An 11,413-nucleotide genomic window follows, 5' to 3' on the forward strand; every position below is an offset into this window, starting at 1 on the left:
CTCCAATCGTGAGTGTTCACTTTTCAAACATCGCTACTGTTCAGTTTTCAAGCGTCGCTGACACATTGTTGTGACCCTCGGCGGGTCCCATGATCCATTCCACGTGGCATGTGTCGGTAATCGGTACCCATACTCCGAGCGAGTCCGCGATCGGCTCGAGAAAGACTCCGGTCTTACTCATACGCCACTGATGCGCAATAAAAATATCCCGTTCGTACGGGTATGTGCTGACATAGCCTCCGACGTCGAACCAGCCACCGATGTAGACACCAGTCGATGTTTTAATTCGCACAAACCGAGGAGTATCAGCCCCATATGCGGCATGATCCCAACCGCGCGGCGTTGCTTGATTTCGGTTTACAGCCTTCGTGACTGTTTCAGTGGTGCCGTCTTCCTGCACCACAAGTATCTTCGTTCGACGGCTTAGGAGAGCGGCCGTGGCCCCCGGCAGGACGACCAAAAGCATGATTATGGCTACCGCGATTAGACCAGCCGACGCATCCTTCCATCCGCCCTCAAACCAGCCTTGTACTGCTCCGAGAGTCCCCTGGTACGTCCAAATCGCAGCGACTCCGAAAACCAGCGCGAAGAGACCCGCGTAAACCACCAAGAAAATTGCGCTGACAAAAAGCGCTTCAAGGATGCGTGATCCGGGCCCGTAGTCGGGCGTGCGCCAGCCAACGTACCAGGTGCGCACCGTCACGAAACTAAATCCAGGCACGAGCATTGCTACGAAAATCAGCACCTGGGGCAAGGACTCAGGTACGGTCACATGGTCAACCTACATGCGTGGCCACAATTTGGTGGGACCACTCTAGGTTTTGCTTGCCGCGCCCCGAGAAACATGAATTGCAGCACTAAATGTCAGGCCTGTTGCTCGAAAGACGATCGGCGATCGGCTGCGGAGCGTCGGCTAAGTAGTGTCTCGGAAAGGTAAAGGTTTTCGAGGCAGCCCACTCCCCCGCGATCGCGATGCAAGAACCGCGGAATCTCGCGGGCCCCGGTTGTCTTGGAAACTCATCTCACTGTGCCGTGTGTCTCAGTCGTGGTTTCAGGGGTTCTTGAGGCAAGATGGCGCCATGAGGTTACTGGGATACACCCGCGTCAGCACCGCGGCGCAAGACGCACAACTGCAGATCGACGCGCTCGTCAAAATTGGGGTACAGCAGCGGGACATCTTCTCCGACGTAACATCCGGGACGAAGGCCGCCGCGAGTAGGCCTGCGATGAGCCGCCTGCTCGAATACGCCGTCGAGGGTGACACGGTGGTGGTTTGGCGAATCGATAGGCTCGGGCGTTCGCTCATTGATGTGTTGAACACTGTCAAGTCGCTGCAGCAGGCTGGCATCAGCGTGCAGTCTGTGTCGGACGGTATCGACCCGTCGACGAAGACGGGCCGGATGATGCTCGGCATGCTCGCCACCCTGGCCGAGTACGAACGCGAACTCATCGTCGAACGTGTCAACGCCGGCATCGCCGTCGCCCAAGCCGCCGGTACTCGGTTCGGCCGGCCTGTCAGTGACCCGAAGGTGATCGCAGAGAAACTCGAGATCGTCCGACGCGCCCGAAAAGCCGGTAAGACGGCAGCTGACGCCGCGCAGCTTGTCGGCTGGTCCAGAGCGACCTTATATAGGTACGAACAAACCACAAATATGGCAACCGACATCGAACCGGCTACGTCGAGCGTGACGGCATGACCGAGCCGGTGAGCGCGGACGAGATCCGTGAAGAGATACGTGCGTCGTTGCGGCGGCTTCGTCGGCTCGGCGACGAGGGCCGGATCGTGATGGCTGAAGACAGCTGGAACACCGAGTGGCACGACTCCCGAGTCGCGATCGAAATAGCAGCAACAGCTCTGGAGCGAGCGGACGCCGCGATGCTCTGGATGCGCACCCTCCCCCACCCCGACGGCGGCTACCCGCCAATCCCTGACTAGACCACACACGCCGCCGAGACTTACATCCCTTGAAAGGCATTCGTTCCTGGGTTCCGCCGGCCGCCGGGCGTGCGCCCAGACGTCGAGCACGTCCCCGAGAAACGCGTCAGTATCAGCAGTCTGATCACCGAGCAACGGCAATGTGGCAAACTCAGTTGATCGTTGCCGCCAACGTTGGCTCTGCGCAGTGAGTGTTGCGTGCACGGGGGCAGTGTACGGCGATCCGCTAGTCGCGCAATGAGTGGCTTGTCGCAAATTCAACCCCTACCCTCATATTGCTGCCCTGGACCTCGGTGACGATTCTTACTCGATCGAGAGAAAACGGTTCTGGCATGCGCGGCGTCTCAGGTTCTCGCCCAAGCGGGGGCAATGCAAAACCTCGACCGATCGGGCCCAGATCGTCGCCTGCGTATCGCAGCAGTGGGTCGACTCGCGCCATCGCCGAAGGACCTTTCGGCTTCGTGACGAGGTACGCGGGTGGCTTTTCTGTCACCCTTCCGGGTCGGGATTCCCGGAGCTGCCTCTCCACGAATCCTGAGTGCCCAACCGTCCTCGGGTCGGTTGGGCGTGATGGTGTGGTCGAGCGTGTTAGGAGTGGACTGGCATGGATCCGGTGACACCTGACCCGGTGCGCCCGCCGGCCATAGCAATCCCGACTACTGATTTCTGGGCGTCCGCGGCGCCCCTACGCGCGCTCGGCCCGACCGCCTCGGCTGTCGGGAAGGGTCTACACCTTCTGATTCGCGGCTGGCTTGACAGCAGTCAATCTCACCGGAGATTATTTCGTCTCTCTCGGGGCCATCGACGGGGCACCTTTCTCAGCCCTGAATCGCGTCGCCACGCAGCCAACCGCTCCGAATCATCTTCCTCCGAATAGAAATGGACGACTACATGTTTGAAGATCGGTTCGAGCAGGACATCCTCGCACAGCTCATTTGGGTGCGGAATGGCACGACGATCTGGGTCGGTTCGACAACGTGCGGGGGTCATCTCGCCGGGATTGTCTCCGAACGCGTTCGAGGCGCTTTCACCACGATCACTACGTCCTGTCATGAGCTTGGCAATTACGTCAGCCTCACAGACGCGCAAGCCGCGCTCCAAGACCACACCAATATCGGATCAGCAGCCGCAACGAACCGGCCGGTGCCCGCCCAACTAATTCGCATAGCCGCTTGATAGTGCTTTCATCACCCTGGGTCTGTTCGCGTCAGAGGGGTCCGTTTCCCTTCCGGCGAGATGCTGAACGTCTAGGGCGGCATGGTCACCCGCTAAACCCACTCACCCTGACCACTAGAGATTGGAATGCAAAATGAGTCAAGAATCGAATATCGCCTTACAACAGAAGTTCGGCGACGCGGTGAACAGTGGTGAGCTTGGGGTGCTCGTCGACCTGGTCGCGGGAGACGCGGTCGATCATGATCCTGCCCCCGGCCAAGAACCAGGCCCCGCCGGATATCAGGCGTTTTTCGGCGAGATGATCACTGCGTTCCCGGACCTGCACATCGAAGTTGAACGTCTCGTCGCGAACGACACCGACGTCGCGTTCGCGTACACCCTGACCGGCACCCACGAAGGTCCTCTGATGGGTCACCCGGCGACCGGCAAGCCGGTGTCCGTGCGGGGCATGCAAATCAGCCGGTTCGAGGACGGAAAACTCGTTGAGCGGTGGGGCAGCAGCGATCAGCACGGCATGCTCGAACAGCTCGGCCTCACCCCCTAACCGACCCACGATACGGACCACATACTCCAATCAAGATCGCGCCCCGGGCAGGCGCCGAGACCGCAGACGACGAGCCGCACTGGGTACCTGCAGGAGCGCTGTCAACCCCTGAAAGCGAGCCAACCGGTTGGGCACGCACGTTCCGAAACACATGAAAACGTCCAGCGCACTGCTGTGACACGAACCTCTTAGGAGACGACATGACTGAAATCACGGCGCACCACGGATTGTTCAAGGACACCAACCTGCACGTAGATGACACCGGCGGTGACGGCCGCCCTGTCGTCTTGATACACGGCTGGCCGTTGTCGGGCGAATCGTGGTCGAAGCAGGTGCCCGCGTTCGAAGCCGCCGGCTACCGGGTGATCACCTATGACCGCCGCGGCTTTGGCCGAAGCGATAAGCCGCGCACCGGCTACACCTACGACACCCTCACCGAAGACCTGCACACCCTCCTCACCGAGCTCGACCTGAACGACGTCACTCTCGTCGGATTCTCGGCGGGCGGCGGCGAAGTCGCCCGCTACTTCACCTTGTACGGCACTGAACGCCTGCACAGTGTGGTCTTCGCGTCCGCGGTGCCCCCGTTCTTGCTGAAAAGCCCAGCGAACCCCGACGGGCCGCTCACCGCGGCCGAGGCCGCGAAGATGACTGCCGCGCTGACAGCGAACCAGGAAAAGTTCTACGACGACTTCATCACCCAGTTCTACTCCGTCGAGGCGGTACTGAAAGTCACCGAGGCGGAACGCCAGCAGACGCTCACCCTTGCGCTGCAGTCCAGCAAAGTCGCAGCCCTTGCCTGCATGGCCGCGTTCGCCAGCACCGACTTCCGTGACGACCTCACCAAAGTGACCATCCCTACGCTCGTCATCCACGGCGACGCCGACGGCGTCGTCCCGTTCGAAGGATCAGGAGCACGCACCCACCAGGCCATCCCGGGCAGCGAACTCGTCCTCATCCCCGGCGCCCCGCACGGAGTGATTACCAGCAACCCCGACGAATGGAACACAGCCGTCCTCAACTTCCTTAGGAAGTAGCGACGGGCGCGGGGAAACGCAACCGGGTTATCGCTATCCGACACAACGTGGAAGCGCAAAGCGCATCTTTACACGCCCAGTCAGCTGCACGCCATCCACCTTCGGCGGCTATGAAGTTCAGTGGGGTCTTCGCGTCGAAAATGGGGTTCTGCTGTCATATCAGACGGAGGGAAGTTCCGCCAACGGTGCAGAACACTCCTCTCTGACGCAGAGCACCCCCCTCCGCTGGCCCGCGTCTCAAGCGTATTGAAGTTCTCGATTGACCATTGGGGTCTATTTGAACGTCCGCCGAGGACGGCGCCATCGTCGGTGGGGTGCTGTGGTGTCAGCGTTTGAGGAGTCCGGCGAAGGGTCGTTGTTGTTCGCCTTGCTGGGCGCCGAGAATGATGAGTGCCCCGGTGAGAGCTGGAAGCACCCATTGCAGGATGTGTTGCTTCTTCTGTGCCGCAGCGAGGTCAGCAGAGGAACTATTGGATGGTTCCGTGACACCGTCGGCACCTTCCGCAGCGTGCTTGCTGATCGTCCTGCCCAAAAGACCCGAGTACAGCGACGCCCCGGCCGCGGCGGCTGTGAGGACAAGCTTCACGGTGGTGTTGTTGCGGCTCTCCGGCTGGCTTGCTAGGCGGGACTTGTTTCCGCCGATGAGTCCGAGGCCCCCAATTCCGTGCACAGCAATCGCGGCGAGTTGCACGGGAGCCCATTTCGCCCACCCCTGTGAGGACAAGACGAGGCGTTCGGCGGGGTCTTTCGCTTTCGCTGCGGCACCATTCAGGCCGACAGCGCCCATCAGGGTACCGCCGAACCAGGCAGCAAGTCCAAGATCGTGCATACTCCGAACAACAGTGTTGCGTTGAGACAATATGGTTCCTTCCGTATGAGCCGATGACTGGTTTCAGCCAACGAAGAAAATTTGTGGCGGGGTACCCGCGCCGCCCGAAGGGGCAAGGCGGCGCGGGGCTGGGTTCGGCTCAGAGACCGCAGCAAAGAACCACCCTGTCCGCTGGACCGGGAAATCGGTGATGCGATCCGGAGAGGGCCGGTGCGTTGCAATTCCGTTTTCGCGACCCGGGACCTGAAGATTCGGATGTGACGACCAATCCGGCCGGTACTCGCTCCGACCACGGCAATGTCATCGTGATGTGGCTCCCTTCCTGGCGCGGATATGGATCGCCGCCGCACAGTCAGGAGCAACGCAATAAATGTATGTCGTGGCCGAACAACGAAACAGGCGTTGACAAACCAATGAAGAGAGGGTCGAGTTCTCCGGGGGGCAGCCTCGTCACAGATCCCCCGATTGTTTCGGGCGGGTGAATCATTTCGGTATCCAGGCGGACACCCGTTCGAGGGGCGTATTGTGGGTCTTGCTGCTCCTGACCCTGGTCGCGACGTCGTCCGCGCCGATATGCATGTCAGATCTCACCCGCACCTTCGCGCCGGTTCAAGAAGGTGTTCCCCTGCGTGCGGCATGGGTGCCGCGCACGACAGTGTTCATGGAGGGCAATACTGATGGGTTCATTCACATACGACGGTGCAGAGATCGAGTTAGATGATCGCACTCTCACTCATCTGCAGATCGTGATCGTGCAGAAGCTGCGGCGTTGCGAGAGCTTCGCGATGTCGTGGGCTGTTTCGCCGGAGTCCGGTAGTGGGCGGGCGTCGATCTGGTTACACCCATCGATCCCTCTCCATTTCCGGTTCAATGGCAGCCGGGTCCCCGCGATCAACCCAGCCTGGCTCGAAGAACTGGCCGCCTCAGCGGACAGCTCCAGAGGGCTGATCGTGACCCCCGAGAACCCCCACGTCACGGGAGCGCCACGCGTTCAACCCGCCCCGCAGCGGCGCGAACGTCAACTCGAGCCTGCATAGTGCCCTGCCCGGACGGCGGCCCCTTGCGGGCGTTCTGGGGCTCATAGACAACGGCTAAAGATAGCACTGGAGCGCATATTGGATGTCGTCGTCGTCGCTGATCGCGGCGTGCTGGTCGTTGGTGAACGTCACCGGGAAGCCCCTGAGCGGCTGGGTTGTGTGCAACGTTTCGGGATGAACGTTTCACCCGGTGAGGAGAAGCAGTTCCGCAGTCGCGAGATGGTTGAAAGCTTCTTCTGCGGTGGCGAAGAGGTTCCGGAGCGGCGGGCCGCCTACATGGAGCGTTTCGAACCCACCGTGATGGTAATGAATGAATCCGACCAGGACGGGCGTCTGGAGTTGCAGGCGCCGGATGATCAACCATTTCGTCGGCGTCAACCGGATCACCTGATACTTGGCAGTCGCGTCGCCGTGCTTCCCTGCGGCACCGTGCGCCTGGAACGGTTCCTGAAGCGGCGATGAAACCACCGATACCAGACCTGATCGATGCGATGTCGTCATGCTGCCCCCGTTCCCAATGGGGCGCCGGGGTCAGGAGCACCAATTCGTCGAAATCCTAACCGACCATCAAACCGTCGCGCAACCCGCAACGGTAACCGTCTTGCGTGCCGGGAGTCAGCTAGGCTCACCACTAGTTGCCCCAGACCCCGGCCACTGACCTTCCCACTCGAACAACAGCTCCCCCAGTTCCGTTCGAGGTTTTCGCTACGTCACGTCTGGATCGAGGCACCGTGCAACGTGTTCATCATGGACGACGTTCCTCGGCGCGCACGATCACGCCGAGAACCGCCCACAGGTCCTTGGTTCAGGCGGCGGCACCGGGTGTCAACACCCGCCGTGAACCATGGCAAAACAAGGCAACCTGATGAGCATCGAAGACCACACCTTCCGCATCCTGCAGAACATTCACACCCTATCGCCGGATGATGAGAGCACCGCGCAGCGCCTCGTGAACGCGTGCAGCATCGAGGTTCCTGCGACCGGGAGCTCTCTGACCTGGTCTTCACCTGGCGCCGTCCCCTTGACGATCGCTGCTACCGTGGGGGTTGGTGTGGCGATGGAACATCTGGCCTTCACTCTGGGCGAGGGTCCGCAAGTGAGCTGCGCGGCAACCAACCGGATCATCCTCTGCCCGCACCTCGCTGACAGCGCCGGCGAATGGGCAGGGCTGACACCAGAAGCGCTCCTACTAGGCGTCCGGGCTGTGTTCGCGTTCCCGCTGAGGCTTGGCGCGATCAGTCTCGGAGTGCTAACGATCTATCGAGACGTCACGGGGCCACTCACGGAACCGCGACTTGGTGTCGCCTTGGCGTACGCTGCCGCCGCGACCGCGTTGCTGCTCGAAAGCCCAAAGAACGACGGTGCTCTTCCGGCCGTGCTGGAAGATCCCTTCGCGTTGCAGGCCGAGGTGCATCAGGCCACCGGGATGATCGCCGCGCAGCTGGGCATCGAGCTTGGTGCGGCGCTCTCGCTGCTCCGAGCGCACGCATATACCCATTCGGAACCGGTGAGCAAGGTCGCCCGCGATGTCGTAACACTTGCCCTCCGCATCACTTGACCCCAGCTGTATCCTGAACATCAGACGCTAAGGAACGCGCATGACACGAGAAACCCGCCTTGCCGAGGTTTTCATCACCCTCGCCGATACTCTCACCGCCGAGTTCGACGCAACCGACCTTTTGCACTACCTCGCGGACGCGTGCGTTGAACTTTTGAACGTTGACGCGGCCGGCATCATGCTCTCCGACCTCCGCGGTGGGTTGAAGCTTGCCGCGTCGTCCTCGGAACGGATCCGGGACCTGGAGCTGTTCGAGCTACAAATCGATGAGGGCCCGTGCCTGGACTGCTTCCGCAGCGGTCAACCCGTCACCAATGCGTCAATTAGGGAAGCAGAAGACCGGTGGCCCCGCTTCGTCGGTGTCGCCGCCGAAGCAGGAGTGCAATCAACCCACGCGCTTCCCCTCCGGCTCCGCGGGGACGTGATCGGGGCCATGAACCTCGTCTCCGACGACACCACCCTGATGACCGACGCCGACGTCGCGCTGGGTCAGGCTCTCGCGGACATGGCGACCATCAGTCTTCTGCAGGACCGAAGCAGCATCGCGAAAACCGACCTCGCCGAGCAGTTACAAACCGCGCTCAATAACCGCGTGTTGATTGAACAGGCCAAAGGGATGCTCGCCGGTCAAGCGAACATCACACCCGACGCCGCGTTCGAACGGATCCGAAACCACTCCCGGTCAAACAACAACAAGCTCCTCTCCGACGCGCAGAACGTAATCAACGGCACCCTCGACCTCAGCACCGAGCCGGCTCGAACACACGAACTCTGACAGCGTTCGGCACAGACGCATTGACTATCGTGTACGCGGTGGCCGTCAAGCCCCTGCCTCTGACTGGGTTCCGAATGCGCTCCGGGAGACGGTCGGGTAGATTTGCCTCAGTCGCCCCTGACCTCGGTTGCTGATTCTTACCGGGTGACACGCCTCTCTGTGACTGCCCGGCTTTTCATCTAGCCCAGTCATGAAGTGAGGCCCCGCATGATCACCCCGACGACGTTGCCCACGGCGATCTCCACCGGAACGCGTCCGGTCGGCAGCAGGGTCGATCCGACAACGAACCACTCCGTCTCGCTTCGCACCGTCCGCGACGCCGGGTTCTTGCGGCGGCGCCGCGGCAACGACGGCTCGCTTTTCGGGGTCCCGACGGCCGCGCTTGGCGGACGGTCATGACAGACATGGCCACCACAACGGCGACCGGAGTGGCCGAGGCACGATTCCTCCCGGATTCCCCGGAGACGGAAAACAGCTACTACCACTTCGAAGAGGTCACCGATTCGCAGTGGAGGGTCACTGCCGCGGACCGTCACGTCGGGTACCAGATCCGGGAGGCCGAGGTGAACGACTTCAGCGTGTGGCACTTCGTCGGGCCCGGCGAAACGGCACACCAGCGACGACATTGGCACACCGCCGCTACCCGGGACGATCTCGAAGCGTGGATGAACCACTGGTTTCCGCAGATCATCGCCGAAGCGACGTGGCCCGGAAGCACCATCCGGCCCGATCGCAACGAACACCGCGCACCCGAATCAACAAGGGCAGCCCCGATGCTGATGAGTTGCCAGACGGATCAGCGTCAGACAAACAGCGGCTCAACTGCAGGTGAGGACACCGCGTCTGGAGAAGGCGCAGACGATGAGTGACCCGCGCCCCGGCAACACCCCCCACCCGGACGAGATCGACCCCGACGACGGCACCGAACAAGACGGAGCGCCCGTGGAAAACCCGTCCGGCTGAAGACAAGCCACTCACCGGTCCGTAGCGGGAACCGAAACCACGGAGCAGACTTCTCTCCGTGTCACTTCCGCACGCGGGCATCATCGGCCTGCTGAGACCCTGGACCGGCAGGGTGTCGGCGCATTTCTTGGCGCACGGGTCTCAGTAGTCGAATTCGGCGAAGTTGTCGTAGGACTCCGCGCCCGCGCCTACGGCCTCGAAGTCGTCGTATACAAACCGCTCTTCGAAGAGCACCATCTGGTGAGGCGTTATCACCACACTGACCGCGCGATTGTCGAGCATCGGCAAATCGACCATCCCAACGCCCGCGGAAATCGCAGCCACGACCTCCGACTTGAGATCCGTGAACACCTCGGCAGAGGGCACCGCGTAACACGCTTTGTTGATCGTGATAAACCGACGAATCATGAGCGCTCCAAACGCTTTCTTCCAGCTAACGGTCATAACTCGGCCGACATAAGGGGTTGCGCTCAAGCAGTGCACCGTCGTCGCTTTGGACGTCACTCGATCGGACGTGATGCGGGCCAGCAAACCAAGCCCGTCACGTGCCTCCAAGCTGCGATCAACGAGATGCACGAAACTAACCCCATCCCCTCCCCCGAGGTTCAACACCCGCAACGCCGCACCTTTGCCCCGCTACAGCTCCGCGAAAGTGAGCACTTTCTGCGTAGAACGGCCCAACCGATTCAGAGTCGTGATCAAAAAGTTTCCCCTGAGTGCAGAGCTGCGATCGCCTCATCGAACGCCGACCGGGATAAACACGCACCCGAGACGCCGTGACCGATGTAGAGATCGTCTCGTCGTACCCCGGCGGCGAGAGTCCCTCGCCTGCCGATCGGTATCTTGCTGTCTCGCAACACACCTTCAGTACCCGAATCAAGCCCCCACTAGCGACACCTAGATGCGAGACAGCCCGGCTGCACAAAGATCTGCGAATCTATAAGGAACAGTCTTCCAGGTGATGAGACGTCGCGTATCTCTAGGGATGCAAGACGGTCTCAGAGTGAGTTGACCTCAATCAGTGGCTCTTCTTCCGGACCTGTGTGGACGGAGAAAGAGAAACTCGTTTATGCCTGTCGTTGAGTACGTCTTCCCGATCTTGGACCCCCATCCGTGGGTCCCCGCGTTTTGAAGAGTATTTGTCGGCGTGTCGCCCTCATGTCGCATTGTGGCCGTGTGGCCGGCGCCTTCTGAGGGCGTTCTTCGGTCTACGGCGAAGATTACAGTCGTGGGCAAAGCGCGGGCTCGAGCCATAAGCGTCGTTGGCGTTCTCATCCCCCAAGACAAATAGTCGCCACCTCTCAGATTCGGCCCACTGATCCGTAGTCAGACACAGAGGCCCTCCGCAAATGTGTAAATTACGCGAATCCCCGTCATGCCGCGGATCTTGTTATCTCGAGAATCACATCAATCAACGGTGAAATGGGTCAGGTGTGGGCAATGTGTGGGCAAAGCCCAGAAGTTGGAGGCTGCCTTGGCCCGAAAACCCGGCCAATGTCAGCGACGCTTGAAAACTGAACAGTAGCGATGTTTGAAAAGTGAACACTCACGATTGGAG

The 11,413-nt window shown here is 60.9% G+C and carries 12 protein-coding genes; 9 read left to right on the top strand and 3 right to left on the bottom strand.

Annotated elements, in window-relative coordinates:
• Positions 1-40: 40 nt before the first annotated feature.
• A complete protein-coding gene (locus V3W46_RS09760) occupies positions 41-772 on the bottom strand; it encodes a DUF6338 family protein (protein ID WP_331782916.1) in 732 nt (243 codons plus the stop codon).
• Between the two features lie 307 nt (positions 773-1,079).
• Between V3W46_RS09760 and V3W46_RS09765 the strand changes: the two genes are divergently transcribed.
• From V3W46_RS09765 to V3W46_RS09780, 4 genes are all read left to right on the top strand, one after another.
• Positions 1,080-1,697: a recombinase family protein gene (locus V3W46_RS09765; RefSeq protein WP_331782926.1), complete on the top strand. Its 618-nt coding sequence runs from the start codon at positions 1,080-1,082 to the stop codon at positions 1,695-1,697.
• Positions 1,694-1,936 (top strand): hypothetical protein, encoded by a 243-nt coding sequence (locus V3W46_RS09770; RefSeq protein WP_331782917.1) that lies wholly within the window; start codon positions 1,694-1,696, stop codon positions 1,934-1,936. The genes V3W46_RS09765 and V3W46_RS09770 overlap by 4 nt, the downstream gene beginning before the upstream one ends.
• Positions 1,937-3,245: 1,309 nt before the next feature.
• The gene (locus V3W46_RS09775; protein ID WP_331782918.1) at positions 3,246-3,656 is read left to right on the top strand and encodes an ester cyclase; all 411 of its coding nucleotides are present in this window, start codon (positions 3,246-3,248) and stop codon (positions 3,654-3,656) included.
• Between the two features lie 200 nt (positions 3,657-3,856).
• Complete coding sequence (locus V3W46_RS09780; RefSeq protein WP_331782919.1) at positions 3,857-4,693, top strand: alpha/beta fold hydrolase; 837 nt, start codon at positions 3,857-3,859, stop codon at positions 4,691-4,693.
• Positions 4,694-5,018: 325 nt separating this feature from the next.
• Here the strand turns inward: V3W46_RS09780 and V3W46_RS09785 are convergent, their stop codons facing one another.
• The gene (locus tag V3W46_RS09785) at positions 5,019-5,522 is read right to left on the bottom strand and encodes a hypothetical protein (protein ID WP_331782920.1); all 504 of its coding nucleotides are present in this window, start codon (positions 5,520-5,522) and stop codon (positions 5,019-5,021) included.
• A 677-nt stretch (positions 5,523-6,199) separates the two neighbouring features.
• Between V3W46_RS09785 and V3W46_RS19645 the strand changes: the two genes are divergently transcribed.
• From V3W46_RS19645 to V3W46_RS09805, 5 genes are all read left to right on the top strand, one after another.
• A complete protein-coding gene (locus V3W46_RS19645) occupies positions 6,200-6,559 on the top strand; it encodes a DUF7882 family protein (protein WP_443069965.1) in 360 nt (119 codons plus the stop codon).
• 78 nt (positions 6,560-6,637) lie between these two features.
• A complete protein-coding gene (locus V3W46_RS09790; RefSeq protein WP_331782921.1) occupies positions 6,638-7,021 on the top strand; it encodes a hypothetical protein in 384 nt (127 codons plus the stop codon).
• Between the two features lie 403 nt (positions 7,022-7,424).
• Positions 7,425-8,117, top strand: coding sequence for an ANTAR domain-containing protein (locus tag V3W46_RS09795; protein ID WP_331782922.1), 693 nt, complete (start codon positions 7,425-7,427; stop codon positions 8,115-8,117).
• 40 nt (positions 8,118-8,157) lie between these two features.
• Positions 8,158-8,892 (top strand): GAF and ANTAR domain-containing protein, encoded by a 735-nt coding sequence (locus V3W46_RS09800; RefSeq protein WP_331782923.1) that lies wholly within the window; start codon positions 8,158-8,160, stop codon positions 8,890-8,892.
• Positions 8,893-9,287: 395 nt separating this feature from the next.
• The gene (locus V3W46_RS09805; protein ID WP_331782924.1) at positions 9,288-9,761 is read left to right on the top strand and encodes a hypothetical protein; all 474 of its coding nucleotides are present in this window, start codon (positions 9,288-9,290) and stop codon (positions 9,759-9,761) included.
• A gap of 235 nt (positions 9,762-9,996) precedes the next feature.
• On the opposite strand, the gene V3W46_RS09810 is transcribed toward V3W46_RS09805, so the two are convergent.
• Entirely contained in the window at positions 9,997-10,431 is a 435-nt protein-coding gene (locus tag V3W46_RS09810) for a hypothetical protein (RefSeq protein ID WP_331782925.1), read from the bottom strand.
• Positions 10,432-11,413 lie beyond the last annotated feature (982 nt).

The organism is Subtercola sp. YIM 133946, from assembly GCF_036553535.1.
Lineage (GTDB): Bacteria > Actinomycetota > Actinomycetes > Actinomycetales > Microbacteriaceae > Subtercola.

Coding starts and splice junctions, on each gene's coding strand:
- V3W46_RS09765 (WP_331782926.1), top strand. CDS start 1,080: ATGAGGTTACTGGGATACACCCGCGTCAGCACCGCGGCGCAAGACGCA.
- V3W46_RS09770 (WP_331782917.1), top strand. CDS start 1,694: ATGACCGAGCCGGTGAGCGCGGACGAGATCCGTGAAGAGATACGTGCG.
- V3W46_RS09775 (WP_331782918.1), top strand. CDS start 3,246: ATGAGTCAAGAATCGAATATCGCCTTACAACAGAAGTTCGGCGACGCG.
- V3W46_RS09780 (WP_331782919.1), top strand. CDS start 3,857: ATGACTGAAATCACGGCGCACCACGGATTGTTCAAGGACACCAACCTG.
- V3W46_RS09785 (WP_331782920.1), bottom strand. CDS start 5,522: ATGCACGATCTTGGACTTGCTGCCTGGTTCGGCGGTACCCTGATGGGC.
- V3W46_RS19645 (WP_443069965.1), top strand. CDS start 6,200: ATGGGTTCATTCACATACGACGGTGCAGAGATCGAGTTAGATGATCGC.
- V3W46_RS09795 (WP_331782922.1), top strand. CDS start 7,425: ATGAGCATCGAAGACCACACCTTCCGCATCCTGCAGAACATTCACACC.
- V3W46_RS09800 (WP_331782923.1), top strand. CDS start 8,158: ATGACACGAGAAACCCGCCTTGCCGAGGTTTTCATCACCCTCGCCGAT.
- V3W46_RS09805 (WP_331782924.1), top strand. CDS start 9,288: ATGACAGACATGGCCACCACAACGGCGACCGGAGTGGCCGAGGCACGA.